This is a genomic window from Leclercia sp. 119287, assembly GCF_009734485.1.
In the GTDB taxonomy this organism is placed as follows: Bacteria; Pseudomonadota; Gammaproteobacteria; order Enterobacterales; family Enterobacteriaceae; genus Enterobacter; species Enterobacter adecarboxylatus_C.
The window spans coordinates 2,076,744-2,103,656 of sequence record NZ_CP046445.1 but is presented as its reverse complement, the minus strand read 5'-3'; the positions used below and the strand labels follow the sequence as shown (position 1 = coordinate 2,103,656).

The following is a 26,913-nucleotide window of genomic DNA, read 5'->3' as shown; positions in this document are numbered from 1 at the left end:
TGCTCGCCGTTTGGATAAGCAAACACTGAAACAGAGACACACGTCAATAATACAGCTAATACTTTCTTCATGAATTAAACCTCTTGATATTTGAATGCTCATGGCAAGGATAATAGTTAGCCCCACCATCGTTAGAATATGCTGTAGTGTCGTTGTTATTATTACTTTCCCATATGAACCCTGGAAATTCATAAAACGCTACAGTGTTGTTTTCAATGCTATGATATGGAATATCTTCTCCGTCTCCGTTATACACTTCCACACCATTAGTTTTTATTTCATAGTTTACTAGCCAGTATCTAGCCCCGCTTACCTTCATCCCTACATCAGTGATTACATGATTACCACATGTGTAGACAGTGGTTAATAAGGCAGTTTGAGCATGTACGCCAAAGGTAGCCAGCATTGCAGCGGCTATTAACAAGCGTTTCATTTTTTACCATCCAGCATTATTTAAAGTAGAATCCACTACATGAGTACGACAACGCACAGGATTGTTATCACACACTTCAGCGGCAATAATATTATCCAGTAGTGACGGTTGCGGGTGTGCTGCATCATATGCGGCCTGTATGCGTTCCTGCTCTGCTTTCTGCTCTGCTATCTGCCAATCTAACTGGGCTTGCTGCTTTACCTCTGCTTCATCGTTAGCGGCGTTCATACGCCCCATAGCTTCACGGTATTTCATTTCCTTGTAATACACCTGATATAAATCGGAATCAGCGTCGTGATGCCACTCCTTAACCATGCTTAAGACATGTTCATTAGTCTCCTTACTGGCAGCGTTCTGTAAAGCAGCAGCACACCCCGACAATGTAGCAGCCATAGTTACAGCAATAAGTAAGCGTTTCATAATGATTTTACCTTTTTACACGACATCCAATAATGCTCATTACGATGAACATCACCAGAATCAATAAACCCTTCATCCATAATAGAGGAAGCCCGAATATCACTAAACAAAATAGCTTTGGCCTCTTTACGCCTTACCTTCATGGGATAGTCAGTATTAAAAAACACCTTAGCAGCGGAAAGTAAAGGATGGGCATAAGTAACAATGAATATGTTTGAATAAATGTTACTATCCTTACCCCATTTCGAATATTCAAATTGATAATCACTTTCACCTTTCATATCATGAGATATTGGCGATAGATTAAAGGGCTTATAGGTGTAACCGTTCGCCTTAACACTCTCAGGGAAACCAGAAAGATTAACAGCCATTGAATACCCAGTTTCTCTGTCTGCACAGACGTAATTAGAATCAGTGTTATTGTCACATCCAGAAAGAACAGAGCAAACCAAAACAGCCAGAAGTAAACGCCTCATTATGCTTTCCACGGATTTTCTACATTAATACGCTTACACTGATAATTAAAATCACCAGTACCTTTTAAAGAGGCGCTAACAGCCTTACCATTAACATAATTAACTTTCAGTGTTGCAAACTCCCATACATGCGGGAAGTTAGAGATAGTTAAATAGCCAGTGTCATTATGATCAAAATGATAGTTAACAGGGAAAGCATCAGTGTTATTAGGGAAAATCGAATGCTCCATATTCCCTAAATAATGGTTATGTGCTACTAATTCTACTGAATACCAGTTTTCCGGTACTTCTGATTTTTCTATGCTGGATGAATAGCGCCCTGCATTGAAAGAAATATTCAAATCACCATTACATTTAAATTCTACATTGTCTGGATAGGTATTCTCACCTGCCACCAAATGAGAATCTCCGCCAATTTGATTGGGAATAAGTTTATCTGTATTCACAGGCGTTAAATCATTATCCACTGACAAGACTGAATATTCAGGTGGTGGAGTATAACCACCCGCACGAACAGAAGCAGCCCTAGCGCCACAAATAGAACCATCAGCGGCGTGTTCATCTGGATAATCACAATTACCAGCCATAGCGCAAAAGCTAGCCGTCATTAATACGGCAAATAAAATCTTTTTCATTGTTTAGATACTCTCAGAATTAAAAACTACCCACGCCAGCCACTAATTAAAGAATGCTGAACCATCACACTATGAACTACAGATTTTAAATTTCCTTGTATCGCTGTATAGCATTAGCGAACACCACAAAAATTAACCTACATAGCGCCGCCAGGTTCAATTCCCACTAATTCTGTTACTCTGTTCACCTGAAAGCAAACCGCTGGAGATGTTGTAATTCCATAATCTATTCTCATTATTTTTAATGGGATAACCAATCTTGAAATGAAGAAAATTTATTTAATCCGACACTCAAGCTTATCGCTTGCGCTACTAAGTAGAAATATTATTTACACATCCCATTAACAATCCTGACCGTGCCATCCACACTTTGAACTCCTCATTACAACTCTCTTTAATATGGATAAAAGTCATGGCAACATTTAGTTTCGTTTCGTTTTATTGCTAAAAAGAGAAAATCCAGACAAGTATCCCAACACAGAATCGAACAAGAATGGATTCAAATATATTTGCTGGTATCGAGCACATTAAAGGTACGTAAGATTATTCTCATGTGAACTAATTTTTTGAGGGATTAGTGCTATTCAAGAAGAAAAGACAATATTTTATCAATTTTTAATTTTGGCATAAGATGAAATAAAAAAGGCGAGGTCCAAAGTCCTCACCTTTATGCGTTACAGCAAGCGTGACGTTACTTATTCAGTTCCGCCAGGCTCAGCCAGGTTTGCACCACGGTGTCCGGGTTCAGGGACAGGCTGTCGATCCCCTCTTCCATCAGCCAGGCAGCAAAGTCTTCATGGTCGGAAGGTCCCTGACCGCAGATGCCGACGTATTTGCCCTGTTTCTTCGCGGCGCGGATGGCCATCGACAGCAGCACTTTCACCGCCTCGTTACGCTCATCAAACAGCGCAGAGACCACGCCGGAGTCGCGATCCAGACCCAGCGCCAGCTGCGTCATATCGTTGGAGCCGATAGAGAAGCCGTCGAAGTGTTCCAGGAACTGCTCTGCCAGCAGGGCGTTGGACGGGATCTCACACATCATGATAATTTTGAGCCCGTTCTCGCCGCGCTTCAGCCCCTGACGGGCCAGCTCGTCGACGACCGCTTTCGCCTGATCGACGGTACGCACGAACGGCACCATGATCTCGACGTTGGTCAGCCCCATCTCGTTACGCACGCGTTTTACCGCCTCGCACTCCAGCGCAAAGCAGTCGCGGAAGCTGTCAGAGACGTAACGACCGGCGCCGCGGAAGCCCAGCATCGGGTTCTCTTCTTCCGGCTCGTAACGCTCGCCGCCCACCAGGTTGGCATATTCGTTAGATTTGAAGTCAGAGAGACGCACAATGACGCGTTTCGGGAAGAACGCCGCGCCCAGAGTGGCGATCCCTTCGGTCAGACGGCCGACGTAGAACTCCTTCGGCGAGTCGTAACCCTTCATCATCTCGCGGATCTCTTTCTGCAGCTTCGGATCCTGGTCGTCAAATTCCAGCAGCGCGCGCGGGTGAACCCCGATCATGCGGTTGATGATGAACTCCAGACGCGCCAGGCCAACGCCTTCGTTTGGCAGACAGGCGAAGTCAAAGGCGCGGTCCGGGTTACCGACGTTCATCATGATCTTGAGCGGCAGATCCGGCATGGTGTCGACGCTGGAGCTCTTCACGCTGAAGTCGAGGATCTCGGCGTAGACGTAGCCAGTATCGCCTTCTGCGCAGGAGACGGTAACGTTCTGGTCGTCCTTCATGCGCTCGGTGGCGTCACCGCAGCCGACCACGGCCGGGATGCCCAGCTCGCGGGCGATGATCGCCGCGTGACAGGTACGGCCGCCACGGTTGGTGACAATCGCCGCCGCCTTTTTCATGATCGGTTCCCAGTCCGGGTCGGTCATGTCGGTCACCAGCACGTCGCCCGGCTGGATACGATTCATTTCGCTGATGTCGTGAATGACTTTCACCGGGCCCGCGCCGATGCGGTGGCCGATGGCACGGCCTTCCGCGATGATGTTGCCCTGGGCATGCAGCGTGTAACGCTCCATCACCTGACCGCGGGAACGCACGGTTTCCGGACGCGCCTGGACAATGAACAGTTTGCCGGTGTTGCCATCTTTGGCCCACTCGATATCCATCGGACGGCCGTAGTGTTTCTCGATCTGCACCGCCTGCTTCGCCAGCTCCTGCACTTCGGCATCGGTCAGGGAGAAGCGGTCGCACTGCTCCTGCGGCACATCTTCAATTCGCACCTGCTTGCCATGCTCCTGGGTCGGAGCGTAGATCATGCGGATTTTTTTCGAGCCCATGGTGCGGCGCACGATAGCCGGGCGATCCGCCGCCAGGGTCGGTTTGTGAACGTAGAACTCGTCCGGGTTAACGGCACCCTGCACCACCATCTCGCCCAGCCCCCAGGCGGAGGTGATAAAGACCACCTGATCGAAACCCGATTCGGTATCAATAGAGAACATCACGCCTGACGAGGCCAGATCCGAACGCACCATGCGCTGCACGCCCGCCGACAGCGCAACGCCACGGTGGTCATAACCCTGATGCACGCGATAGGAGATGGCGCGGTCGTTAAACAGGGAGGCAAACACATGTTTTACCGCCACCAGCACGGCATCGTAGCCCTGCACGTTGAGGAAGGTCTCCTGCTGCCCGGCGAACGAGGCGTCCGGCATATCTTCTGCGGTAGCAGAGGAGCGCACGGCAAAGGAGGCCTGAGCATCATCAGCAGAGAGCTGGTTGTAGGCGTCGTGAATGGCTTTTTCCAGTTCAGGCTGGAAAGGTGTATCGATGATCCACTGGCGGATCTGGGTCCCGGCTTTGGCAAGCTCAGAGACATCATCAATGTCCGTGTTATCCAGTAGTTCGTAAATGCGCTGGTTTACGCCGCTTTGGTCCAGAAAATAGTTAAACGCATCGGCGGTAGTCGCAAATCCATTCGGTACGGAGACACCCATACTGGACAGATTCGTAATCATTTCACCCAGGGAGGCATTTTTGCCTCCAACTCTGTCTACATCATTCATGCCGAGTTGGTTATACCAAAGCACCAGCGGTGACGAGCCATTGTTGGACATCGAAACAATCCTTTTGTGATATATGAACGGGTTTTAAGAAACTCCTTACTGCGTATTTATACTGTCATATTTATTCGCGCTAAAAAAACGGTGAATCGTGTAAGCACTTTTATTTTTTAGCTTTTCAGACTGTTCCCGCTTAAATGCTAACCTAATGATTCGTATGGATTCCCACAAAAAAACTCAGACTTTAGGGTGATTTTGAAAAATGAAACACCCCTTTCATTAAAAATAAAAATAGCGTTTCATTTTTAATTTGCTTCCCGCATTGACTGTTGTATTTTACTTTTTTAATTTATGCTTTCAGTCAATTACATCTGATATACAGAGTGTGCAAAATGGATAATGCTGTCGATCGCCACGTTTTTTATATTTCCGATGGTACGGCGATCACCGCCGAAGTGTTGGGCCATGCGGTGATGTCGCAATTCCCGGTTTCCATCAATAGCATCACGCTGCCGTTCGTGGAAAACGAAAGCCGTGCCCGAGCGGTAAAAGATCAAATCGACGCCATTTTCCAGCAGACCGGCGAGCGGCCTCTGGTGTTCTACTCGATTGTGATCCCGGAAATTCGCAATATCATTCTGCAAAGTGAAGGCTTCTGTCAGGACATTGTGCAGGCGCTGGTGGCCCCGCTGCAGCAGGAGTTGAAGCTGGATCCTACCCCGGTGGCGCACCGTACCCACGGCCTGAACCCGGCGAATATCATCAAGTATGATGCCCGTATCGCCGCCATTGACTACACCCTCGCCCATGATGACGGCATCTCGATGCGTAACCTCGATCAGGCCCAGGTCATTCTGCTCGGCGTCTCGCGCTGCGGGAAAACCCCCACCAGCCTCTATCTGGCGTTACAGTTCGGGATCCGCGCGGCAAACTACCCCTTTATTGCCGACGATATGGATAACCTCGTCCTCCCGGCAGCGCTCAAACCCCTGCAGCATAAGCTCTTTGGTCTGACCATTAACCCGGAACGGCTGGCGGCGATCCGTGAAGAGCGTCGGGAGAACAGCCGCTACGCCTCGATGCGCCAGTGCCGGCTGGAGGTAGCCGAAGTTGAAGCCCTGTATCGTAAAAACAACATTCCGTGGCTGAACAGTACCAACTATTCGGTAGAAGAGATCGCCACCAAAATCCTCGACATTATGGGCCTCAATCGCAGCATGTACTAATAGACTAGTACATCAGTCCATATTCCTTTATACTCCCACCCCACAACAGGGCACCGCTTGTGCCCTGCACTTGAATTCAGCGGGGATTGGTTTAAGGTGATGCCCATCACTTCCCGGTAAGTTACCGTTGAAGCACTACATTCTGAGAAATACCATGAATAAAACCGATGAACTCCGCACAGCGCGTATCGATAGCCTGGTGACGCCAGCTGAACTGGCCCAGCGGTACCCTGTTTCTGCGGCAGTGGCAGAAAACGTGACAACGTCACGCAAACGTATTGAAAAAATTCTAAACGGTGAAGATCGCCGGCTGCTGGTGATTGTTGGCCCCTGTTCTATTCACGACCTTGATGCCGCGATGGACTATGCCCAGCGCCTGAAGGGACTGCGGGTTAAACACCATGCCCGCCTGGAAATCGTGATGCGCACCTACTTCGAGAAACCACGCACCGTGGTGGGCTGGAAAGGGCTGATCTCCGATCCCGATTTGAACGGCAGCTACCGGGTGAACTACGGCATTCAGCTGGCGCGCAAGCTGCTGTTGCAGGTCAACGAGCTGGGCGTCCCCACCGCCACCGAATTCCTCGATATGGTGACCGGACAGTTTATCGCCGATCTGATTAGCTGGGGGGCTATCGGCGCCCGCACCACCGAAAGCCAGATCCACCGTGAAATGGCTTCGGCGCTCTCCTGCCCGGTGGGCTTTAAAAACGGTACTGACGGTAATACCCGCATCGCGGTAGACGCTATCCGCGCCGCCCGCGCCAGCCATATGTTCCTGTCGCCGGACAAGAACGGTCAGATGACCATCTATCAGACCAGCGGCAACCCATATGGCCACATCATCATGCGCGGCGGCAAACAGCCGAATTATCACCCCCAGGATATTGCGGAAGCCTGCGATACCCTGCGTGAATTCGACCTGCCCGAGCAGCTGGTGGTGGATTTCAGCCACGGCAACTGCCAGAAACAGCACCGCCGTCAGCTGGACGTCTGCGATGAGATTTGCCAGCAGATCCGCAACGGCTCCACCGCTATCGCCGGGATCATGGCTGAAAGCTTCCTGCGCGAAGGGACGCAGAAAGTAGTGGTCGGTCAGCCCATCACCTATGGCCAGTCGATCACCGACCCTTGCCTGAGCTGGGAAGATACCGAGCTCCTGCTGAATAAACTTGCCTCAGCAGTTAACAGTCGTTTTTAAAACCCCTGCCCGGTGGCGGCTTCGCCTTACCGGGCCTGGAAAAGCGATACGTAGGCCGGGTAAGGCGCAGCCGCCACCCGGCTTTTTTTGCATCCCCCTCTTTCACACACCTCACTGTTTTTTCATAAAACGCTTGCCGTCAAAATCGATTTGTTGATAATGATTATCATTGTTACATTGATTGCTATTTTGAAAAACATTATGTCACGTATGGATAACACTGCAGCAACGCTCACTCGTCCTGAAGACAAAACACAGCCTGCCCCAGGCGCAACCGATCGTCGCATCGACAGTAAACAGCTGTTGGGCGAGGAAGGCCGCGTCATAATTGAGCATGACGGCCAGCACTACCTGCTGCGTCAGACACATGCCGGAAAATTAATCCTCACAAAATAAGTTCCCCGCCAGCCACCCAGGTTCCCCCCAGGCAGCCAGCGCTTTTCACTTTTAAATGGAGAGTGGCTCATGCCATACCTGAATACCGCGTCTTTACGCCCGTCGCTGCTGGCACTGGCGATCGTCAGCGCCCTGCCGGGAGCGGCTGTTGCCGCCACCGACGACATGACCGTTACCGCGACTGGTAATGCCCGCAGCGCCTTTGAAGCACCGATGATGGTGAGCGTCATTGACGCCACCGCCCCGGAAAATCAAACCGCCAGTTCCGCCGCCGATCTGCTGCGCCACGTGCCCGGCCTGACCCTCGACGGCACCGGGCGCACCAACGGCCAGGACGTTAATCTGCGCGGGTACGATCGCCGCGGCGTGCTGGTGCTGGTTGATGGCGTGCGCCAGGGCACCGATACCGGTCACCTGAACAGCACCTTCCTCGATCCGGCCCTGATTAAGCGTATCGAGATCGTGCGCGGGCCGTCCGCCCTGCTGTACGGCAGCGGCGCGATGGGCGGGGTGATCGCCTATGACACCGCCGATGCGAGAGATCTGCTCCAGGCCGGACAAACCAGCGGCTACCGCGTGTTTGGCACCGCCGCCACCGGCGATCACAGCCTCGGCATGGGTGCCAGCGCCTTTGGCCGTACCGACACCCTCGACGGCCTGGTGGCCTGGTCGAGCCGGGATCGCGGCGATATTCGCCAGGGCGGCGGCGGTACCGCGCCGAATGACGAATCGATCAACAACATGCTGGCGAAAGGCAGCTGGCAGCTGGATCGGGCCCAGTCCCTGAGCGGCTCGCTGCGCTATTACAATAATGCGGCGCAGGAGCCGAAAAACCCGCAGACCATCGAGGCGGACGACAGCAGCAACCCGATGACCGACCGCTCCACCATTCAGCGGGACGTCCAGCTGGGGTATCACATTGCCCCAGAAGGCAACGACTGGCTGAACGCCGATGCCCGCCTTTACTGGTCCGAGGCACGTATCAATGCCCAGAACATCGATGGCACCGGCGAATTCCGCCAGCAGACTACCAAAGGCGGCAAAGTAGAGAACCGCACCCGCCTGTTCGCCGACTCCTTCGCCTCGCATCTGTTGACCTGGGGCGGGGAGTACTACCGTCAGGAGCAGGAGCCGTCCGGGGCCACCACCGGCTTCCCTGATGCGAGCATCGACTTTAGCTCCGGCTGGATCCAGGATGAGATCACCCTGCGCGACCTGCCGATCACCCTGCTGGGCGGTACCCGCTACGATAACTACAGCGGCAGCAGCGACGGCTATGAGGATGTGGATGCCGATAAATGGTCCTCCCGCGCCGGGATCACCCTGTCCCCCGCGGACTGGCTGATGCTGTTCGGCTCTTATGCCCAGGCCTTCCGCGCCCCGACGATGGGGGAAATGTATAACGACGCGAAACACTTCTCCATTGGCCGGTTCTACACCAACTACTGGGTGCCGAACCCGAATCTGCGCCCGGAAACCAACGAAACCCAGGAGTACGGGTTCGGTCTGCGCTTTGACGATCTGCTGTTGGCTGACGATGCGCTGGAGTTCAAAGCCAGCTACTTTGATACCCATGCTAAAGATTACATCTCCACCACCGTCGATTTTGCCGCCGCGACAACCATGTCGTACAACGTGCCGAACGCCAAAATCTGGGGCTGGGACGTGATGGCGAAATACTCCGCCAGCCTGTTCAACCTCGATGTTGCCTACAACCGCACCCGGGGCAAAGACACCGACACCGGCGAGTATATCTCCAGCATCAGCCCGGACACCGTCTCCAGCAAGCTGGATGTCCCCCTGGCGCAGAGCGGCTTTAGCGTCGGCTGGATCGGCACCTTTGCCGATCGCTCCACCCATGTGAGCAGCAGCTACAGCCACCAGCCGGGCTACGCGGTGAATGATTTCTACGTCAGCTATCAGGGGCAACAGGCGCTGAAAGGCGTGACCACCACCCTGGTGCTTGGTAACGCCTTTGACAAAGAGTACTGGTCCCCGCAGGGCATCCCGCAGGATGGCCGCAACGGCAAGATTTTCGTGAGTTATCAGTGGTAATTACCCTGCCCCGGCGCTGCCGGGGTATTTATCCGGAAGGAAGAGACAATGAATCACTACACACGCTGGCTTGAACTCAAACAAGAAAACCCGGGAAAATACGCGCGGGACATCGCTGCCCTGATGAACATCAGCGAAGCCGAACTGAACTGGGCCCGGGTAGGACATGACGCGTGGCGTCTGCACGGTGAAATTCGCGAGATCCTCAGCGCGCTGGAAGCGGCAGGCGAAACCAAGTGCATCTGCCGCAACGAGTATGCGGTTCATGAGCAGGTGGGCACCTTCACTAACCAACACCTGAACGGCCATGCCGGACTGGTGCTCAACCCGCGCGCGCTGGATCTGCGCCTGTTCCTCCACCAGTGGGCCAGCGCGTTTCATATCACCGAAACCACTCCCCGCGGCGAACGCCAGAGCATTCAGTTTTTCGACCATCAGGGCGATGCGCTGCTGAAGGTCTATGCCACCGACAACACGGACATGGCTGCCTGGGGCGACCTGCTGTCCCGCTTTATCTTCGCCGATAACCCGCCGCTGGCGCTGAAAGCCGCCGACCCGGCAGTTAACGTGGCGAATGCCGACGCTGCGACGGTGGACAGCGAGTGGCGCGCCATGACCGACGTCCACCAGTTCTTTGGCCTGCTGAAGCGCCACAGTCTGACCCGGCAACAGGCGTTCCGTCTGGTGGGGGACGACCTCGCCTGTCAGGTGGATAACAGTGCCCTGGTGCAGCTGCTGAATAGCGCCAATCAGGACGGCAACGAGATCATGATTTTCGTTGGCAACCGCGGCTGCGTGCAGATCTTCACCGGCGCGGTGGAAAAAGTGGTTCCGATGAAGGGCTGGCTGAACATCTTCAACCCGGCCTTTACCCTGCATCTGCTGGAAGAGACCATCGCCGAAAGCTGGGTAACCCGCAAACCGACCGCCGACGGGCATGTCACCAGCCTCGAACTCTTTGCCGCCGACGGGACGCAGATCGCCCAGCTGTACGGTCAGCGCACGGAAGGCGAGCCCGAGCAGAGCCAGTGGCGTTCACAGATTGACGCCCTGACGGTAAAAGGGCTGGCCGCATGAGAAAACTGCTCGCCCTGCTTGTCGCCCTACCGCTGGCCGCCATCGGCGCGGTACAGGAGAGGATCGTCGCCCTCGGCGGCGACGTGACGGAGATTATCTACGCTCTGGGGGCCGAAGGCTCGCTGGTGGCGCGCGACAGCACCAGCCAGTGGCCGGAGCAGGCCACCTCGCTGCCGGACGTGGGCTACCTGCGCCAGCTCAATGCCGAGGGGATCCTGGCGATGCGCCCGACGCTGGTGTTAGCCAGCGCCCAGGCGCAGCCTTCGCTGGCGCTGAAACAGGTCGGGCAGAGTAACGTCAGCGTGGTGACGGTCCCGGGCAGTAATGCCCTCAGCGTCATCGACGAGAAAGTGCGGGTGGTGGCCCTGGCGACGCACCGCATTGTCGAAGGGGAAACCCTGCGTAAGCGCCTGCGGCAGGAGCTGGCTGCGCTGCCCGCCTCGCCGATCGATAAGCGGGTGCTGTTTATCCTCAACCACGGCGGGATGACTGCCATGGCCGCCGGGCAGGAGACCGGGGCCGATGCGGCGATCCGCGCGGCCGGTCTGCATAACGCTATGCAGGGGTTCTCCCGCTATCAGCCACTCTCTCAGGAAGGTGTGATCGCCAGCCAGCCCGATCTGGTGGTGATTTCGCAGGAGGGCGTAAAAGCGATGGGTGGAGAAGCCAATCTGTGGAAGTTGCCAGGTCTGGCGCAAACCCCGGCGGGACGTCATAAACAGGTATTGCAGATTGATGATATGGCACTGCTCGGGTTTAGCGTGCGTACCCCGCAGGCCATCGGACAGCTGCGCAGCAAAGCCGAGCAACTTCCCTGATGCCTCGCCGGATCGGTTATTCCCTGTGGGGACTGGCAATGGCGCTGGCGGTGATGACGCTGCTGGCCACCGGTTTTGGCGCGTTGCGCCTGCCGGTGTCCCTGCTGTGGAGCGGCAGTGACGAAGCCCTGCGTCAGATCTGGCTCACTATTCGCCTGCCGCGGGTGCTGCTGGCGCTGGTGATTGGCGGCTCGCTCGCGCTGGCGGGCTGCGTGATGCAGGGGCTGTTTCGCAACCCCCTCGCCGATCCGGGTTTGCTCGGGATCAGCAGCGGTGCCGCCTGCGCCGTCGCCCTGTGGGTGGTGTTGCCCATCTCCCTCCCCACTCTGCTGATGCTCTACGCCCCGATGCTGGCGGCCTTTCTCGGCGCGCTGGCGGCGACCGTAGTGATTTTTCTCCTCAGCCAGCAGCGGGAGAGTTCGCTTTCGCGTCTGCTGCTGGTGGGGATCGCCATCAACGCCCTGTGCGGGGCGGCGGTGGGCGTCCTCTCCTGGGTCAGTAACGATGCCCAGCTGCGCCAGCTCTCACTGTGGGGGATGGGCAGTCTCGGCCAGGCGCAGTGGTCCACCCTGCTGGCGGTGACCTCGCTGATGATCCCCACCGTGCTGGTGATCTGGCGGCTGGCTGCAGCCCTGAACCTGCTGCAGCTGGGTGAGGAGGAGGCGCACTATCTGGGCGTCGACGTGCGGCTCGTTCAGCGGGTTTTACTCCTGTGCAGCGCCCTGCTGGTGGCCGCCGCGGTGGCGGTGAGCGGAGTGATCGGTTTTATCGGTCTGGTGGTGCCGCACCTGATGCGCATGTGGCTGGGATCGGATCACCGGGCGGTGATCCCCGGCTCGGTGCTGGCGGGGGCCTTTCTGCTGCTGATTGCCGATACCGCCGCACGCACGCCGGTCGCCCCGGCGGAGATGCCGGTGGGGTTGCTGACCAGCATTCTCGGCGCGCCCTGGTTCCTGTGGCTTATTTTCCGGCATGGAGGTCAGCATGGCTGAACCCTTACTGGCTGAAGGCCTGTCTTATAGCGTGGCAGGCCGGGCGGTGGTACGCGATGTTTCGCTGTCGCTCGCACAGGGCGAACTGGTGGCGCTGATCGGCCCCAACGGCGCGGGGAAATCAACCCTGCTGCGTCTGTTAACCGGTTTTCTCCGGCCGGATACCGGACGCTGTCTGCTGGACGGAAAAGCCCTGGCGGCGTGGGGTACCCAGGCGTTATCGCGTCAGCGGGCGGTGATGCGCCAGCAAACTCAGCTGGGCTTTGACTGGCCGGTGGAGGCGGTGATCGGGATGGGACGTTCGCCCTGGACGCCGCAGCCTGAAGCGCAGATCGTCAGCGAGGTGATGCAGCTCACCGGCTGTCAGCCGCTGGCGGGTCGTCAGTATGCGGCCCTGTCGGGCGGGGAGCAGCAGCGGGTACAGCTGGCCCGGGCACTGGCGCAGCTGTGGTGCGACGCCGCGCCGCGCGGCTGGCTGTTCCTCGATGAGCCCACCTCGGCGCTGGATCTTTACCACCAGCAGCATCTGCTGCGGCTGTTGAAAACGCTGACTGCGGACGGGAATTTGCACGTCTGCGTAGTGCTGCACGATCTCAATCTGGCCGCCTTATGGGCCGACCGGATCGTGCTCCTGCACGAGGGGAGGATTGTCTCCCAGGGAACGCCCCCGTCGGTGCTAAAGGCCGATGACCTTGCGCGCTGGTATGGCGCGCAGGTACATGTGGGCCTGCATCCGTTGAACGCTACTCCCCAGGTTTTTCTCGTCTCTTAGCTTGAGCAACTTACTTCCAGCCGCTTACCCCAGTCGGGCGGGCGGCTGATGTAGTCATCGTTGCGGTCGGCAAACGGCGTACGCAGCGCCTCGTGCAGCCGGTGCAGTTCGGCGTAATCGCCTTTCTCCGCCTGCTCGATCGCCCGCTGCGCCAGCCAGTTGCGCAGCACCATCGCCGGGTTAACGGCATTCATCTGTGTCTGACGCTCGTCATCCGCGATATTCTCCCGCTGGAGACGTTCGCGGTAGGTCGCGAACCAGTCATCGAAGGCCTGTCGGTCGATAAATTCGTCGCGAAGCGGCGAGGCGGCGCTGTGCTGCTCGGTTTGGCCCAGCATGCGGAAGGTGCGGGTGTAGTCGCTGCCTTCCCGCGCCATCAGCGCAAACAGGTTATTCAGGATGTCGTTGTCGCCCCGCTCCTGGGTCATCAGCCCCAGCTTACGGCGCATCAGCTTGCCATACTGCTGCAGGAGCACCTCCTGATAGCCATCCAGCGCGTCGTTGAGGGCGTCAACATCGATAAACGGCGACAGGGACTGTGCCAGCCGCTGCAGGTTCCACAGCCCCACCGCCGGCTGGTTATCAAAGCGGTAGCGCCCCTGATAGTCGGAGTGGTTACAGATATAGCCCGGCTGATAGTCGTCGAGGAAGCCGTACGGGCCGTAGTCGATGGTCAGACCGAGGATCGACATGTTATCGGTGTTCATCACCCCGTGGGCAAAGCCCACCGTCTGCCAGCTGGCGATCAGCGCGGCAGTCCGCGTCACCACATCGCGGAACCAGAGGATGTATTTATCGGCATCGTCCTGCAACTGCGGCCAGTGATGCTTGATGACAAAATCCGCCAGCTGGCGAACTTTCTCTGGCTCGCGGCGATAGTAGAAGTGTTCGAAATGACCGAAGCGGGCGTGACTTTGAGCCACGCGGATCAGCATTGCCCCCTGCTCCATGGTCTCACGTGCCACAGGCGTGTCGCTGGTGACGATCGACAGCGCGCGGGTGGTGGGGATCCCGAGGGCGTGCATCGCTTCCGAGGCCAGGCTTTCACGGATGGTCGAACGCAGCACGGCGCGCCCGTCGCCCATACGTGAATAAGGGGTGAGCCCGGCGCCTTTCAGGTGCCAGTCCATCGTTTGCCCGTTGGCGAGTTGCTGTTCGCCGAGCAGGATCCCCCGCCCGTCCCCCAGCTGCCCGGCCCAGACGCCGAACTGATGGCCGCTGTAAACCTGGGCCAGCGGCTGCATGCCCGGCAGCAGGATTTCGCCGCCAAACACGCTAGCGCCCTGTTCGGGGCTAAACAGCGACTCCGGGATCGCCAGCTCGGTGGCCAGCGCCGTGTTATGCCAGATCAGGCGGGCATTATTGAGTGGAGTGGGTTTCAGAGCCGTATAAAAGCCGGGTAATTCATCATGCCAGTGCGCGGTAAAAGACAGGGTCATAGGTCCTCCTGCTTTTAGTGTAGTGGGTTTATCAGAGGTTAAACACCGGGTAAGGTAAGGGTTATCCCTGCACCAGGGTGGTAATGCGCTCAAGGGGAACGGCAGGCCACAAGCCGCCCTGCATGGCGCTGAAGCCTAATGCCGACAGCCGCTGCAGGGTAAGGTCGTCGTCCACGCCCGCCACCATCAATGACTGACAGTAGGGCGAGACCTGAGTCATGATCGCCTTTAATAACAGTTCGAATATATTATCTGTTAAATGCTGTTGAATGAAATTTTTATCCAGCGCCACGCGTTTAAACATGCCATCAAAAATGGCTTTGGTGGAGGCATCCCCGGCGCCGAAATTGCCAAGCACCAGCGGAAAACGCAGGGCAAAGTCCATCAGGGCCGTATTCATATTGCCTTTATTCAGATCGGGATAATTCTCATTAATGCAGAACTCCAGCCACGGATGTTGCTCACTTATTGCAGCACCGTTTTCTTCTGTTAACAGGTATTCAACGATGGCCGGAGAGATATTTATCCATGCTGTCAGCTGCTGCTGAATAAAAAAGAGTTTGCAGCTGTCGAGCATCGCCAGCTGTTCCTGAAACAGCATCAGCTCTTGCTCAGGGGAGAGATACGGGCGCACCAGTTCGGTCGGAATGCGGACCTGGTTATCCACACCAACAAAGTTCACGACTATTTCAAGGCCTGTCAGCGATCCTGAGTCATTCCGCGCAGGCAGTAATAACAATTCAGACTGATAAGCAATATCCAGCATCACAATCATGGCGTCCGACCCGGTTTAAAAACGATACAAGACATCCTGAAACATATGCTGAAGCAATTCAACTTTATGGATTTTAATAAGATTAATTTCATTCGTTCCATTAAATATTCGGATTTTCCTTAGTCCTGAAATAATCTTATCCTGGATAGTGCTTAATAGCCAGTTGTCGCTAACTAACAGAATTGCTTCAAATTAATTCAGCAGCTAAGCAATTCTTCACAATTAAAGCTCACTAACGAATAACATTTACGGATGAAAGAGAATGTCGCGCCGCGCGGCGCGACAGGGTTAAATACGTCGGGCTTGCCAGAAATTTTTACGCCAGTAGACGTTATTGAGGGAAGAGCGCATCACACCACGACTGGTAGAGGCATGAATAAATTGATTGTCGGTGTCATATATCCCGACGTGTAGCCCGCTTTCGCCGGAGCCGGTTTTGAAAAACACCAGATCGCCCGGAAGCAGCTCATCTTTGTCAATTTCGGTGCCAATGGTGGCCTGCTGGCGCGTTTCACGCGGCAGCTGTAGCGCAAACTGGTCGCGGAAGGTCAGGAGCACAAATCCTGAACAATCAATCCCGCCACGCGTCATGCCGCCATAGCGATAAGGGGTGCCGCTCCAGTGATGCAGCTGATCGTTCAGACCGGCAATCACGGCAATAGAATCGGACAGCCGCGCGTTCGGAGGCGGTGCGCGATGGCTGCTGCATCCTGCAAGAAATAGCGCGGCCACAAGAAGAAAACAGAATCGCATTCCAGACGAATCCTCTGATTTTTGTGCTTTCCGTAATTTAGCCTGTGAATATGTCGCTGTGCAACAAGCGGTTATTCCTGGGACGTCGAAATGATCATTCTGTGACCTTCGATGTCCAGACGGCGAAATGACATATCGTAGGCTTTAGCCAGATTCGGCGGCGTCAGCACGCTGTCCCGCGCGCCGCTGGCGATAAGCAACCCCCGCTTCAACAGCCAGACGCGATGGGCGTGGCGCAGCGTATGGTTCAAATCGTGGCTGCTCATAACCACCGCAATCCCCTGCCGTGACAGGGCGCTTAACAGCCGGTCGAGGGCCACCTGCTGGGCGACGTCGAGACTGTTCATCGGCTCGTCCAGCAACAATAGCTGGCCGTGCGGATTGCCGCCAGGGTGGATTTGCAGGATCACGGCAGCCAGCCGCACGCGCTGCCACTCCCCGCCGGAGAGCTGGCTGACGTGGCGAGAAAGTTTATCCTCGATACTCAGCGCCCCCGCCACGTCACTTAACAACGTTTTTTGCTGTTTGTCGTACTGATGCAGCGTCAGATAGTGCCAGACCGGCATGGCGAACGGCGCGCTTTGCTGCTGGGCCAGATAAGCCCTGCGGCAGGCCAGCGACGCAGGGGACCACCGGGGGAGCGGCTCGCCCTGCAACAGGATTTCGCCCGGCCCGGTGCTCAACCCGGCCATACGCGCAAGCAATGTGCTTTTACCTGCCCCGTTCGGGCCGACCAGGTGCAGGATCTCCCCCGCATTAACCTGGGCGGAAATCGCTTGCAGACGCCCTGTTTCCGCCACTCCATTGAGCTGCATCAGCATCGACATTACTTCGCGAGTGCCAGCTTGATCGCTTCCATCAGGATCGGATCCTCAGGGGTCATATCCGGCGCAAAACGCTGGACCACTTCCCCATCGCGGCCAATCAGGAATTTTTCGAAATTCCATAAAATGTCATCAGGATAGAGCGGCGCACGGCCTTTGCTTGCCAGACGCTCATAAAAACCGCTGCTTTCAGGAGCGACAGCCACCGGGGCGGCGGCAATCAATTTTTGGTACAGCGGGTGACGGGCTTCGCCATTGACATCGATTTTGCTGAACATCGGGAAGGTAATGCCATAGGTAGTGCTACAGAAGGTTTTGATCTCCTCTTCGCTACCGGGCTCCTGGCCGAGGAACTGGTTGCACGGGAAACCGAGCACGGTAAACCCGTCCTTTTCCCATGCTTTGTGGATATTTTCGAGCTGCTCATACTGCGGCGTCAGACCGCATTTCGATGCCACGTTCACCACCAGCAGCACCTTCCCTTTATAGTCCGCAAGGGTCGTGGTTTTGCCATCAATGGTCGTCACTTCGGTGTTCAGAATATCGTTCGGCATAGCATTCTCTCAGGTTGTGTTTCAGATGGGCTGTACTTAACGTCCGGCTTTTAAGAGTAGCCAGATAAACACGGGTGCGCCCAGTGTCGCAGTCACCACCCCAATGGGCAGCTCCGCGGCGTTGAGCGCCAGGCGCGCGATGATATCCGCGAAAAGCAGCGTTGCGCCGCCCGTCACTGCCGCAGCGGGCAATAACAGCCGGTGATCGGTAATACCGCACAAACGCAGCATATGGGGAATGACAAGACCGATAAAGCCGATAGCGCCGGCCAGGGCTACGCTCACGCCCACCATCCAGCCGATGGCGACCACCAGCGTGTTGCGCCAGAAGGTGAGCGGCAGGCCGAGCTGACGGGCCGAAATCTCCCCCAGCGCCAGAATGTTCAGCGGCGGCGCCTGAAAGCAGGACCAGACGATGGCGGGCGCCAGCAGGAGCATCAGCCAGCCCTGCCCCCAGTCCACACCGCCGAAACCGCCCATCATCCAGTACATCAGCTGGCGCAGGTCGAAGGCGGTGGAAAAATAGACGGCCCAGGTCATCAGGGCGCTACAGATGATACCCAGCGCCACCCCGGCCAGCAGCAGGCGGCTCACGGAGAGGTGACGGCGGGCGAAACGCAGCAAGATGAGGGTGATGATCAGCGCCCCGGCGATGGCGCAGAGGCTTAAGCTCCAGCCCGATAACGTCCCGCCGCCGAGCATCACGGCGGCAATCAGCCCTACCCCGGCCCCGTTCGATACGCCCAATAATCCAGGCTCCGCCAGCGGGTTGTCGAACAGCGCCTGCATGATCGTTCCGCTGAGCGCCAGCGCTGCCCCCACCAGCACCACGGCCAGCGTACGCGGCAGGCGGATTTGCCAGATAAACAGCTCCCCACGGGGAGTGAACCACGCTTCAGGACCAATCCACCGATCGCCGGCGCACAGGCTCAATCCCAGCGCGATAACCAGCGCCAGTAACAGAAAGAGCAATTTACGCAGATCGGAGCGGTACTGCTGACGGGCAAGTTCGGGCATCGGAGTCATTATGCGGGTGAATGATGTAACTGATTTTACGGTGGGTTTACAGCAGCGCAAAGAAAAAAGGCCGCATCAGCGGCCTTTTTGGTTAGATCATATCACTCTGCTTTGGGTGAAGCGTTTTCGACACGGCTTTTTAACTTCTGGCCGGGTCTGAAGGTCACCACGCGGCGAGCTGTAATGGGAATATCCTCACCCGTCTTCGGGTTACGGCCCGGACGTTGATTTTTGTCACGCAAATCAAAGTTACCAAAGCCGGAGAGTTTTACTTGCTCACCATTTTCCAGAGCGCGACGGATCTCTTCGAAAAACAGCTCAACCAGCTCTTTGGCATCCCGTTTGCTAAGCCCAAGCTTATCAAACAGATATTCGGACATTTCAGCTTTTGTAAGCGCCATAGGTTCAATCCCTCAATGATGCCTGGAATCGCTCTTTTAATGCCTCTACACATTTGGCGACGGTAGCGGCAATCTCCTCTTCTTCGAGTGTACGGCTGGTATCCTGAAGGATCAGGCTGATAGCCAGGCTCTTAAAGCCCTCTGCTACGCCCTTACCGCGGTACACGTCAAATAAGTTTACGCCAACTACCTGATTTACGCCAACTTTCTTACATTCGGCCAAAATATCTGCGGCAGGCACATTTTCGGCCACCACAACTGCAATATCACGACGGTTTGCAGGGAAGCGGGAAACGTCCTGAGCCTGAGGAATGACGCGGTCTGCGACCTTGTTCCACTCCAGTTCAAACGCCAGCGTGCGGCCATTGAGATCCAGCTTGCGTTCCAGCTCCGGGTGCACAACACCAATGAAACCAACGCGTTCACCTTTCAGATAAATCGCGGCGCTCTGGCCCGGATGCAGGGCTGGAATGGCTTCAGCACGGAACTCAATTTCAGACAATTTACCGGTCAGATCCAGCACCGATTCCAGATCGCCCTTCAGGTCGTAAAAATCAACGCTGTTTTTACTCAGATCCCAGTGCTCTTCATAGCGGTTGCCGCAGATAGCGCCCGCCAGCATTAGATCCTGACGGATGCCGAGGTTAGCCTGGGTATCCGGCACAAAGCGCAGACCGGTTTCGAAGATGCGCACACGGCTCTGCTGACGGTTCTGGTTGTATACGATGGTGCTCAGCAGGCCAGTCAGCAGCGACAGACGCATGGCGGACATTTCGCTGGAGATTGGGCTTGGCAGAATCAATGCTTCCTGGCCCGGGTGGATCAACTGCTGCACTTTCGGGTCAACGAAACTGTAGGTGATCACTTCCTGGTAACCTTTGTCGTTCAGCATGGTTTTCACACGCTTCAGAGAGAGGTCGGCTTCGCGATGGGAGCCCATCACCAGGCCAGCCTGCACCGGCTCATCAGGAATGTTGTTGTAGCCGTAAACACGGGCCACTTCTTCCACCAGATCTTCTTCGATCTCCATATCGAAACGCCAGCTCGGCGCTACGGCAGTCCACTGGTCCTGACCTTCGGCCACTTCACAGCCCAGACGGCGCAGAATGTCGCTCACCTGCGCATCGGCAATGTGATGACCAATCAGGCGATCCAGCTTGCCGCGACGCAGGGTGATGGTCGCAGGCTTCGGCAGATGCGCGTCGCTGGTGACATCAATCACCGGACCGGCTTCACCGCCGCAGATGTCGATCAGCAGGCGGGTTGCGCGCTCCATCGCTTTGTACTGCAGGGCCGGATCCACGCCGCGCTCATAGCGGTGAGACGCATCGGTATGCAGACCATGACGACGGGCACGACCGGTAATGGACAGCGGGCTGAAGAAAGCACACTCCAGCAGCACGTTTTGCGTTTCGTCATTCACGCCTGAGTGTTCGCCGCCAAAGATGCCGCCCATCGCCAGCGCTTTGCCGTGGTCGGCAATCACCAGAGTGTCGGCGTTCAGTTTGGCTTCGCTGCTGTCCAGCAGGACCAGGGTTTCGCCCTCTTTCGCCATGCGCACGACGATCCCGCCTTCGATACGATCTTTATCGAACGCGTGCATCGGCTGACCCAGTTCCAGCAGGACATAGTTGGTCACGTCAACCACCGCATCGATAGAGCGGATGCCGCAGCGACGCAGCTTCTCTTTCATCCACAGCGGGGTCGGCGCCTTGACGTTGATCCCCTTCACCACACGGCCCAGGTAGCGCGGACAGGCGTCTGCGGCTTCAACCTGAATCTGCAGCGTGTCGCTGATAGTCGCGGCAACTGGCGCGATTTCTGGCGCGTTCAGTTCAGTCTGGTTCAGTACCGCCACGTCGCGGGCCACGCCGATGATACCTAAACAGTCGGCACGGTTCGGGGTGACGCTGATCTCGATAGTGTTGTCATCGAGCTTCAGGTAGTCGCGCAGGTCGGTGCCAATCGGCGCATCCGCTGGCAGCTCAATAATGCCAGAGTGATCGTCGGAAATACCCAGCTCGGAGAACGAGCACAGCATCCCTTCAGAAGGCTCGCCGCGCAGTTTTGCCGCTTTGATTTTGAAATCACCCGGCAGCACCGCGCCAACGGTCGCCACGGCCACTTTCAGGCCCTGACGGCAGTTCGCCGCGCCGCAGACGATATCCAGCAGACGTTCGCCGCCCACGTTAACTTTGGTGACACGCAGTTTGTCTGCGTTCGGGTGCTGGCCGCACTCCACGACTTCACCGATAACCACGCCGTTAAAGGCACCAGCAACCGGCTCAACGCCGTCCACTTCCAGGCCGGCCATGGTGATCTGGTTAGAGAGCGCCTCGCTGTCGAGCTCGGTGTTCACCCATTCGCGTAACCACAGTTCACTGAATTTCATTGTTCTGTCCTGCCCTTATTTAAACTGTTTGAGGAAACGCAGATCGTTTTCGAAGAAAGCGCGCAAGTCGGTCACGCCATAACGCAGCATGGTCAGACGCTCCATCCCCATACCGAACGCAAAGCCGGAGTAAACTTCCGGGTCAATGCCGACGTTACGCAGCACGTTCGGGTGCACCATGCCGCAGCCCAGCACTTCCAGCCATTTGCCGTTTTTACCCATCACATCAACTTCTGCGGACGGTTCGGTGAACGGGAAGTAGGACGGACGGAAACGAACCTGCAGATCTTCCTCAAAGAAGTTGTTCAGGAAATCGTGCAGCGTGCCCTTCAGGTTGGTGAAGCTGATATTTTTATCAACGATCAGACCTTCCATCTGGTGGAACATTGGGGTGTGGGTCTGATCGTAGTCGTTACGATAGACGCGACCCGGGGCGATGATGCGGATCGGCGGTTCCTGCTCCTTCATGGTACGGATCTGCACGCCAGAGGTCTGGGTGCGCAACAGACGCGTGGCATCGAACCAGAAAGTGTCGTGGTCAGCACGTGCCGGGTGGTGGCCTGGGATATTCAGGGCATCGAAGTTATGGTAATCGTCTTCGATTTCCGGGCCGGTCGCCACGGTAAAGCCGAGCTCACCGAAGAAACTTTCAATGCGGTCGATGGTGCGGGTGACCGGGTGCAGGCCACCGTTCTCAATACGGCGACCCGGCAGGGAGACATCGATGGTTTCCGCGGCCAGGCGGGCATTCAGCGCGGCGCTTTCCAGCGCGTTTTTACGCTCGTTCAGCACCTGCTGAACCTGCTCTTTGGCTTCGTTAATCACCGCACCTGCAGCCGGACGCTCTTCTGGCGGCAACTCACGCAGGGTAGTCATTTGAAGGGTCAGGTGCCCTTTCTTGCCCAGATATTCGACGCGGACGTTGTCTAACGCGGCAACATCTGAGGCCTGGTTAATGGCGGCCGTTGCACTGGCAACCAGCTCTGCGAGATGTGACATGGTTTTCCTCGTTATGTAGCGATATTTACAAGCGGCAGATACAAAAAAAGCCTCCATCAGGAGGCTTTCTGGCGCTGTTTTCCGTTTCGTCTTTCACGCGCTAGCCTCCTGATGTCAGGTGCTAAAGTAAAAGAAGAAGCGGAAAATAGCAGCATTCATGCTTGCATTACCTTGTGTGGTAAGAGACCTAACGCCTTATTGAAAAGGGTCGGCGGAAAATTGTCAACGTTTTGATGCTGTTGAAACGAAAAGAGGGAGCAGAGCTCCCTCTTTCAACTGGCTTATGCCAGAGCTGCTTTCGCTTTTTCGACCAGAGCGGTGAACGCTACTTTGTCGAATACTGCGATGTCAGCCAGGATCTTACGGTCGATTTCAACAGAGGCTTTTTTCAGGCCGTTGATGAATTTGCTGTAAGAAATACCGTTCTGACGTGCTGCTGCGTTGATACGCGCAATCCACAGTTGACGGAACTGACGTTTACGTTGACGACGGTCACGGTAAGCGTACTGACCTGCTTTGATAACTGCCTGGAAGGCAACGCGGTATACGCGTGAACGCGCACCGTAGTAGCCTTTGGCTTGTTTCAAAATTTTCTTGTGACGTGCGCGGGCAACTACACCACGTTTTACGCGAGCCATATGTGCTCTCCTGTATCTATATTCTTAATAAAAAATTAAACGTTAACGGCTTATGCGTACGGCAGGCACGCGATAACCAGACCCAGATCGCCTTTAGACACAAGGCCTTTTGGACGCAGGTGACGTTTACGCTTAGTAGATTTTTTGGTCAGAATATGACGCAGGTTTGCGTGCTTACGCTTAAATCCACCACCACCGGTTTTTTTGAAGCGCTTAGCAGCACCGCGTACGGTCTTAATTTTTGGCATCTTAATAACTTCCACTTCGCATTGTTAAATAAACGAAACCCAGGCGAACAAAACCTGCGAAGCCTGTTGGCTCCCCAGGAATTGCTACTTGAAGGCCTACTGTTTCTTCTTAGGAGCGAGCACCATGATCATCTGGCGGCCTTCGATCTTCGTAGGGAAGGATTCGACTACTGCCAGTTCACTCAGATCGTCACGGACGCGGTTAAGCACTTCCATACCGATCTGTTGGTGGGCCATCTCACGACCGCGGAAACGCAGCGTGATCTTGGCCTTATCGCCATCTTCCAGAAAGCGTATCAGGCTGCGGAGTTTTACCTGATAATCGCCATCGTCGGTACCAGGACGGAATTTAATTTCCTTAACCTGGATAACTTTTTGCTTCTTCTTCTGTTCCTTAGAAGACTTGCTCTTTTCATAAAGGAACTTGCCGTAGTCCATGATACGACAAACTGGCGGTTCGGCGTTAGGGCTGATTTCAACTAAATCTACTCCAGCTTCTTCAGCCTTTTCGATCGCTTCTCTCAGACTCACAATCCCCAGCTGCTCGCCTTCCAGACCTGTTAAGCGAACTTCCTGGGCGCGAATCTCGCCATTGATACGATTCGGACGTGCCGTTTGAACTCGTTTTCCGCCTTTAATACCTTATTCCTCCAGTTGTTGAAGACTGCGGCTGCGAATCTCTTGTTGCAGCTTCTCAATCACTTCATTTACGTCCAGGCTGCCCAGGTCTTTACCACGGCGGGTGCGAACGGCAACTTTGCCTGCTTCCACCTCTTTATCACCACAGACCAACATATACGGGACACGACGTAAAGTGTGCTCGCGGATTTTAAAGCCAATCTTCTCATTTCTCAAGTCTGCTTTTACGCGAATGCCCGCATTTTGTAGTTTCTGCGTCAATTCTTTAACGTAATCAGCCTGAGAATCAGTAATGTTCATCACGACTACCTGCACTGGCGCAAGCCAGGTTGGGAAGAAGCCCGCGAACTCTTCGGTCAGGATGCCGATGAAGCGCTCCAGTGAACCGAGGATAGCACGGTGAATCATTACCGGCACCTGACGCTCGTTATCTTCGCCAACGTAAGAGGCGCTTAAACGCTGCGGCAGGGAGAAGTCCAGCTGTACAGTACCGCACTGCCATGCACGATCGAGACAGTCATACAGGGTAAATTCAATTTTCGGACCGTAGAATGCGCCCTCGCCCAGCTGGTATTCGAACGGGATACCGTTCTCTTCCAGCGCCACGGCGAGATCCGCCTCAGCACGATCCCAGGTCTCATCGCTACCGATACGTTTTTCCGGACGCGTTGAGAGTTTGACGACGATCTTCTCGAAGCCAAAGGTGCTGTACATATCGTAGACCATACGAATACAGGCGTTAACTTCATCACGTACCTGATCTTCAGTACAGAAGATATGCGCATCATCCTGCGTAAAGCCACGAACACGCATCAGACCGTGCAGCGCACCTGATGGCTCGTTACGGTGGCAACTACCGAACTCCGCCATACGCAGCGGCAGATCGCGGTAAGATTTCAGACCTTGGTTAAAGATCTGAACGTGGCCCGGGCAGTTCATTGGCTTGATGCAGTATTCACGGTTCTCAGAAGAGGTGGTGAACATCGCATCTTTGTAGTTGTCCCAGTGGCCGGTTTTTTCCCACAGCACACGGTCCATCATGAACGGGCCTTTTACTTCCTGATACTGGTACGCTTTCAGTTTGGAACGCACGAAAGTTTCCAGCTCGCGGAAAATAGTCCAGCCGTCGTTGTGCCAGAAGACCATACCCGGCGCCTCTTCCTGCATATGATACAGGTCGAGCTGTTTACCGATTTTACGGTGGTCGCGCTTCGCCGCTTCTTCCAGACGCTGCAGATACGCGTTCAGGGCTTTTTTGTCAGCCCAGGCGGTACCGTAGATGCGCTGCAACATCTTATTGTTGCTGTCGCCACGCCAGTAAGCACCCGCGGTTTTCATCAGTTTGAAGTGATGGCAGAAGCGCATGTTCGGCACGTGCGGTCCACGGCACATGTCGATGTATTCTTCGTGATGATACAAGCCAGGCTTGTCATCATGAGCAATGTTCTCGTCAAGAATAGTGACTTTGTAGTTTTCACCACGCTTCACGAAGGTTTCACGCGCTTCGTGCCAGCTCACGGTCTTCTTGATGACGTCGTAGTTGCTCTCAGCCAGCTCGTGCATACGCTTTTCGAGGGCTTCGATATCTTCCTGGGTCAGCGTGTGGTCAAGATCGACGTCATAGTAGAAACCGTTGTCGATAACCGGGCCGATAGCCATTTTGGTATTAGGCCACAGCTGCTTGATCGCATGACCGAGCAGGTGAGCGCACGAGTGACGAATGATCTCCAGACCTTCTTCGTCTTTCGCGGTGATGATCGACAGCTTCGCATCGTTTTCAATTAAATCGGAAGCATCAACCAGCGTACCGTTTACGCGGCCAGCAATAGTGGCTTTCGCCAGACCCGGGCCGATATCCAGCGCAACATCCATTGGGCTGACGGCGCGGTCAAAATGGCGTTGGCTGCCATCAGGAAGAGTAATTACAGGCATTTTATGTCCTTATTTGCAGTGATGCCCCACACATAAGAGCATATGCAAAGAAAATAATCTTTAATTTACAGTGAATTGCAAAACCATCTGACCAACAATCGTCAAATTGGCCCGCAATCATGCACAGGATCGAAATCAGAAAAATGGCAATTTACGATCAGCCTGTTGATGGTAACACTAACGCCAGGGTGAAAACACCCTTACGGGCAGATTGAACGCGTTAGCACTTTCGCATGAGTTTAACGTGGAATTTCAAACAGCTTCTCGCAATACCGGGTGGCTGAGCTATTCTTGAACAGGTCCTTACAACACACTTTGGGGCATAGTATGAACGTATCCAGCAGAACAGTCGTTATCCTGAACATTCTTTCTGCCACCGCGTTACTCGTGATTCTGGCGGATAAGTTTCACTGGTTTTAAAGCTCGCTGTTGCCAGCGCCTGACGCTATAACTTCCCGGTGAAGCGCAATTATTTTTGCTCTTTGGTAGACTTAGCAGTCGACCACGACCAAAGAACAAGGATGATGTGATGCCGACGAAACGCTTTTCAAAAAAATACTGGAAGATGGTGATTGTGTTAATCACCCTTTGTGCTGCCCTGCTGTTATTACGCTGGGCGGCGATGCTTTGGGGTTAATCGTCTCTTCTCTGTACTGTCGCGTAGGCATATTCGTTTTTGTTTGCAAAACCCAACGAATATAAACTTACGTTTTAAATATCTTTACACAAACGGCAGAAATAAAAAAACCGGTACATCAGAATCCGGTTTTTTTTAGCGGTAATAA

The 26,913-nt window shown here is 55.1% G+C and carries 29 protein-coding genes and 1 other annotated feature; of the genes, 10 read left to right on the top strand and 19 right to left on the bottom strand.

Going from position 1 to position 26,913, the window contains the following annotated elements:
* Nucleotides 1–67 precede the first annotated feature (67 nt).
* The 5 genes from GNG27_RS10180 to ppsA form a co-directional block, all read right to left on the bottom strand.
* Nucleotides 68–433, bottom strand: a complete 366-nt coding sequence (locus GNG27_RS10180; protein WP_156263595.1) for a hypothetical protein — start codon at nt 431–433, stop codon at nt 68–70.
* A 3-nt stretch (nt 434–436) separates the two neighbouring features.
* On the bottom strand, nt 437–853 hold the full coding sequence (locus tag GNG27_RS10175) for a hypothetical protein (protein ID WP_156263594.1): 417 nt from the start codon (nt 851–853) through the stop codon (nt 437–439).
* The gene (locus GNG27_RS10170) at nt 850–1,329 is read right to left on the bottom strand and encodes a hypothetical protein (protein WP_156263593.1); all 480 of its coding nucleotides are present in this window, start codon (nt 1,327–1,329) and stop codon (nt 850–852) included. Before GNG27_RS10170 ends, GNG27_RS10175 begins: the two co-directional genes overlap by 4 nt.
* On the bottom strand, nt 1,329–1,964 hold the full coding sequence (locus tag GNG27_RS23670; RefSeq protein ID WP_231600444.1) for a hypothetical protein: 636 nt from the start codon (nt 1,962–1,964) through the stop codon (nt 1,329–1,331). Before GNG27_RS23670 ends, GNG27_RS10170 begins: the two co-directional genes overlap by 1 nt.
* 691 nt (nt 1,965–2,655) lie before the next feature.
* Nucleotides 2,656–5,034, bottom strand: coding sequence for a phosphoenolpyruvate synthase (gene ppsA / locus GNG27_RS10160; RefSeq protein ID WP_156263592.1), 2,379 nt, complete (start codon nt 5,032–5,034; stop codon nt 2,656–2,658).
* A 338-nt stretch (nt 5,035–5,372) separates the two neighbouring features.
* Here ppsA and GNG27_RS10155 point away from each other — a divergent pair, with 338 nt between their 5' ends.
* The 8 genes from GNG27_RS10155 to GNG27_RS10120 all read left to right on the top strand — a co-directional run bounded on the left by GNG27_RS10155 (nt 5,373) and on the right by GNG27_RS10120 (nt 13,517).
* Nucleotides 5,373–6,206 (top strand): pyruvate, water dikinase regulatory protein, encoded by an 834-nt coding sequence (locus GNG27_RS10155; protein WP_156263591.1) that lies wholly within the window; start codon nt 5,373–5,375, stop codon nt 6,204–6,206.
* 154 nt (nt 6,207–6,360) lie between these two features.
* Nucleotides 6,361–7,407 (top strand): 3-deoxy-7-phosphoheptulonate synthase AroH, encoded by a 1,047-nt coding sequence (gene aroH, locus GNG27_RS10150; RefSeq protein ID WP_156263590.1) that lies wholly within the window; start codon nt 6,361–6,363, stop codon nt 7,405–7,407.
* Nucleotides 7,408–7,566: 159 nt separating this feature from the next.
* On the top strand, nt 7,567–7,803 hold the full coding sequence (hemP, locus tag GNG27_RS10145; RefSeq protein WP_181247255.1) for a hemin uptake protein HemP: 237 nt from the start codon (nt 7,567–7,569) through the stop codon (nt 7,801–7,803).
* 69 nt (nt 7,804–7,872) lie between these two features.
* Complete coding sequence (locus tag GNG27_RS10140) at nt 7,873–9,858, top strand: TonB-dependent hemoglobin/transferrin/lactoferrin family receptor (RefSeq protein ID WP_156263589.1); 1,986 nt, start codon at nt 7,873–7,875, stop codon at nt 9,856–9,858.
* Between the two features lie 48 nt (nt 9,859–9,906).
* Nucleotides 9,907–10,935: a hematinate-forming heme oxygenase ChuS gene (gene chuS, locus GNG27_RS10135; RefSeq protein WP_156263588.1), complete on the top strand. Its 1,029-nt coding sequence runs from the start codon at nt 9,907–9,909 to the stop codon at nt 10,933–10,935.
* Entirely contained in the window at nt 10,932–11,753 is an 822-nt protein-coding gene (locus GNG27_RS10130; protein ID WP_142489189.1) for a hemin ABC transporter substrate-binding protein, read from the top strand. The genes chuS and GNG27_RS10130 overlap by 4 nt, the downstream gene beginning before the upstream one ends.
* Nucleotides 11,753–12,745 carry an iron ABC transporter permease gene (locus GNG27_RS10125; RefSeq protein ID WP_156263587.1) on the top strand — a complete coding sequence of 331 codons (993 nt, stop codon included), beginning with the start codon at nt 11,753–11,755 and terminating at the stop codon, nt 12,743–12,745. Before GNG27_RS10130 ends, GNG27_RS10125 begins: the two co-directional genes overlap by 1 nt.
* Nucleotides 12,738–13,517, top strand: a complete 780-nt coding sequence (locus tag GNG27_RS10120; protein ID WP_142489187.1) for a heme ABC transporter ATP-binding protein — start codon at nt 12,738–12,740, stop codon at nt 13,515–13,517. The genes GNG27_RS10125 and GNG27_RS10120 overlap by 8 nt, the downstream gene beginning before the upstream one ends.
* Here GNG27_RS10120 and selO read toward each other — a convergent pair.
* The 14 genes from selO to thrS all read right to left on the bottom strand — a co-directional run bounded on the left by selO (nt 13,514) and on the right by thrS (nt 26,128).
* Nucleotides 13,514–14,956 (bottom strand): protein adenylyltransferase SelO, encoded by a 1,443-nt coding sequence (gene selO / locus GNG27_RS10115; RefSeq protein WP_142489186.1) that lies wholly within the window; start codon nt 14,954–14,956, stop codon nt 13,514–13,516. The two genes, GNG27_RS10120 and selO, sit on opposite strands and share 4 nt — an antisense overlap.
* A 61-nt stretch (nt 14,957–15,017) precedes the next feature.
* Nucleotides 15,018–15,731 (bottom strand): EAL domain-containing protein, encoded by a 714-nt coding sequence (locus tag GNG27_RS10110; protein WP_156263586.1) that lies wholly within the window; start codon nt 15,729–15,731, stop codon nt 15,018–15,020.
* A 288-nt stretch (nt 15,732–16,019) separates the two neighbouring features.
* Nucleotides 16,020–16,484, bottom strand: a complete 465-nt coding sequence (locus tag GNG27_RS10105) for an NlpC/P60 family protein (RefSeq protein ID WP_142489184.1) — start codon at nt 16,482–16,484, stop codon at nt 16,020–16,022.
* A gap of 71 nt (nt 16,485–16,555) precedes the next feature.
* On the bottom strand, nt 16,556–17,311 hold the full coding sequence (btuD, locus tag GNG27_RS10100; RefSeq protein ID WP_142489183.1) for a vitamin B12 ABC transporter ATP-binding protein BtuD: 756 nt from the start codon (nt 17,309–17,311) through the stop codon (nt 16,556–16,558).
* On the bottom strand, nt 17,311–17,862 hold the full coding sequence (locus GNG27_RS10095; RefSeq protein ID WP_142489182.1) for a glutathione peroxidase: 552 nt from the start codon (nt 17,860–17,862) through the stop codon (nt 17,311–17,313). The genes btuD and GNG27_RS10095 overlap by 1 nt, the downstream gene beginning before the upstream one ends.
* 36 nt (nt 17,863–17,898) lie before the next feature.
* On the bottom strand, nt 17,899–18,879 hold the full coding sequence (btuC, locus tag GNG27_RS10090) for a vitamin B12 ABC transporter permease BtuC (protein ID WP_156263585.1): 981 nt from the start codon (nt 18,877–18,879) through the stop codon (nt 17,899–17,901).
* A gap of 101 nt (nt 18,880–18,980) precedes the next feature.
* Entirely contained in the window at nt 18,981–19,280 is a 300-nt protein-coding gene (ihfA, locus tag GNG27_RS10085) for an integration host factor subunit alpha (RefSeq protein WP_006820203.1), read from the bottom strand.
* 4 nt (nt 19,281–19,284) lie between these two features.
* Nucleotides 19,285–21,672 (bottom strand): phenylalanine--tRNA ligase subunit beta, encoded by a 2,388-nt coding sequence (pheT, locus tag GNG27_RS10080; protein WP_156263584.1) that lies wholly within the window; start codon nt 21,670–21,672, stop codon nt 19,285–19,287.
* A gap of 15 nt (nt 21,673–21,687) precedes the next feature.
* Complete coding sequence (gene pheS / locus GNG27_RS10075) at nt 21,688–22,671, bottom strand: phenylalanine--tRNA ligase subunit alpha (RefSeq protein WP_106993635.1); 984 nt, start codon at nt 22,669–22,671, stop codon at nt 21,688–21,690.
* A 40-nt stretch (nt 22,672–22,711) separates the two neighbouring features.
* Nucleotides 22,712–22,835 (bottom strand) — a sequence feature (Phe leader region).
* Nucleotides 22,786–22,830: a pheST operon leader peptide PheM gene (gene pheM, locus GNG27_RS10070; protein ID WP_001386830.1), complete on the bottom strand. Its 45-nt coding sequence runs from the start codon at nt 22,828–22,830 to the stop codon at nt 22,786–22,788. Its footprint overlaps the feature before it by 45 nt.
* 117 nt (nt 22,836–22,952) lie before the next feature.
* Complete coding sequence (gene rplT, locus GNG27_RS10065; RefSeq protein ID WP_032617738.1) at nt 22,953–23,309, bottom strand: 50S ribosomal protein L20; 357 nt, start codon at nt 23,307–23,309, stop codon at nt 22,953–22,955.
* A gap of 50 nt (nt 23,310–23,359) precedes the next feature.
* Nucleotides 23,360–23,557 carry a 50S ribosomal protein L35 gene (rpmI, locus tag GNG27_RS10060; RefSeq protein WP_003030583.1) on the bottom strand — a complete coding sequence of 66 codons (198 nt, stop codon included), beginning with the start codon at nt 23,555–23,557 and terminating at the stop codon, nt 23,360–23,362.
* A gap of 96 nt (nt 23,558–23,653) precedes the next feature.
* Nucleotides 23,654–24,196 (bottom strand): translation initiation factor IF-3, encoded by a 543-nt coding sequence (gene infC, locus GNG27_RS10055; RefSeq protein ID WP_023616141.1) that lies wholly within the window; start codon nt 24,194–24,196, stop codon nt 23,654–23,656.
* Nucleotides 24,197–24,199: 3 nt separating this feature from the next.
* Complete coding sequence (gene thrS, locus GNG27_RS10050) at nt 24,200–26,128, bottom strand: threonine--tRNA ligase (protein WP_142489179.1); 1,929 nt, start codon at nt 26,126–26,128, stop codon at nt 24,200–24,202.
* Between the two features lie 327 nt (nt 26,129–26,455).
* Here thrS and yncL point away from each other — a divergent pair, with 327 nt between their 5' ends.
* Together yncL and yniD are read left to right on the top strand one after the other, a co-directional pair.
* Nucleotides 26,456–26,548 (top strand): stress response membrane protein YncL, encoded by a 93-nt coding sequence (gene yncL, locus GNG27_RS10045; protein ID WP_072036629.1) that lies wholly within the window; start codon nt 26,456–26,458, stop codon nt 26,546–26,548.
* Nucleotides 26,549–26,657: 109 nt separating this feature from the next.
* Nucleotides 26,658–26,765, top strand: coding sequence for a small membrane protein YniD (yniD, locus tag GNG27_RS23665; protein WP_231312552.1), 108 nt, complete (start codon nt 26,658–26,660; stop codon nt 26,763–26,765).
* Nucleotides 26,766–26,913: the final 148 nt, after the last annotated feature.

Coding starts and splice junctions, on each gene's coding strand:
- GNG27_RS10180 (WP_156263595.1), bottom strand. CDS start 433: ATGAAACGCTTGTTAATAGCCGCTGCAATGCTGGCTACCTTTGGCGTA.
- GNG27_RS10175 (WP_156263594.1), bottom strand. CDS start 853: ATGAAACGCTTACTTATTGCTGTAACTATGGCTGCTACATTGTCGGGG.
- GNG27_RS10170 (WP_156263593.1), bottom strand. CDS start 1,329: ATGAGGCGTTTACTTCTGGCTGTTTTGGTTTGCTCTGTTCTTTCTGGA.
- GNG27_RS23670 (WP_231600444.1), bottom strand. CDS start 1,964: ATGAAAAAGATTTTATTTGCCGTATTAATGACGGCTAGCTTTTGCGCT.
- ppsA (WP_156263592.1), bottom strand. CDS start 5,034: ATGTCCAACAATGGCTCGTCACCGCTGGTGCTTTGGTATAACCAACTC.
- GNG27_RS10155 (WP_156263591.1), top strand. CDS start 5,373: ATGGATAATGCTGTCGATCGCCACGTTTTTTATATTTCCGATGGTACG.
- aroH (WP_156263590.1), top strand. CDS start 6,361: ATGAATAAAACCGATGAACTCCGCACAGCGCGTATCGATAGCCTGGTG.
- hemP (WP_181247255.1), top strand. CDS start 7,567: ATGATTATCATTGTTACATTGATTGCTATTTTGAAAAACATTATGTCA.
- GNG27_RS10140 (WP_156263589.1), top strand. CDS start 7,873: ATGCCATACCTGAATACCGCGTCTTTACGCCCGTCGCTGCTGGCACTG.
- chuS (WP_156263588.1), top strand. CDS start 9,907: ATGAATCACTACACACGCTGGCTTGAACTCAAACAAGAAAACCCGGGA.
- GNG27_RS10130 (WP_142489189.1), top strand. CDS start 10,932: ATGAGAAAACTGCTCGCCCTGCTTGTCGCCCTACCGCTGGCCGCCATC.
- GNG27_RS10125 (WP_156263587.1), top strand. CDS start 11,753: ATGCCTCGCCGGATCGGTTATTCCCTGTGGGGACTGGCAATGGCGCTG.
- GNG27_RS10120 (WP_142489187.1), top strand. CDS start 12,738: ATGGCTGAACCCTTACTGGCTGAAGGCCTGTCTTATAGCGTGGCAGGC.
- selO (WP_142489186.1), bottom strand. CDS start 14,956: ATGACCCTGTCTTTTACCGCGCACTGGCATGATGAATTACCCGGCTTT.
- GNG27_RS10110 (WP_156263586.1), bottom strand. CDS start 15,731: ATGATTGTGATGCTGGATATTGCTTATCAGTCTGAATTGTTATTACTG.
- GNG27_RS10105 (WP_142489184.1), bottom strand. CDS start 16,484: ATGCGATTCTGTTTTCTTCTTGTGGCCGCGCTATTTCTTGCAGGATGC.
- btuD (WP_142489183.1), bottom strand. CDS start 17,311: ATGTCGATGCTGATGCAGCTCAATGGAGTGGCGGAAACAGGGCGTCTG.
- GNG27_RS10095 (WP_142489182.1), bottom strand. CDS start 17,862: ATGCCGAACGATATTCTGAACACCGAAGTGACGACCATTGATGGCAAA.
- btuC (WP_156263585.1), bottom strand. CDS start 18,879: ATGCCCGAACTTGCCCGTCAGCAGTACCGCTCCGATCTGCGTAAATTG.
- ihfA (WP_006820203.1), bottom strand. CDS start 19,280: ATGGCGCTTACAAAAGCTGAAATGTCCGAATATCTGTTTGATAAGCTT.
- pheT (WP_156263584.1), bottom strand. CDS start 21,672: ATGAAATTCAGTGAACTGTGGTTACGCGAATGGGTGAACACCGAGCTC.
- pheS (WP_106993635.1), bottom strand. CDS start 22,671: ATGTCACATCTCGCAGAGCTGGTTGCCAGTGCAACGGCCGCCATTAAC.
- rplT (WP_032617738.1), bottom strand. CDS start 23,309: ATGGCTCGCGTAAAACGTGGTGTAGTTGCCCGCGCACGTCACAAGAAA.
- rpmI (WP_003030583.1), bottom strand. CDS start 23,557: ATGCCAAAAATTAAGACCGTACGCGGTGCTGCTAAGCGCTTCAAAAAA.
- thrS (WP_142489179.1), bottom strand. CDS start 26,128: ATGCCTGTAATTACTCTTCCTGATGGCAGCCAACGCCATTTTGACCGC.
- yncL (WP_072036629.1), top strand. CDS start 26,456: ATGAACGTATCCAGCAGAACAGTCGTTATCCTGAACATTCTTTCTGCC.
- yniD (WP_231312552.1), top strand. CDS start 26,658: ATGCCGACGAAACGCTTTTCAAAAAAATACTGGAAGATGGTGATTGTG.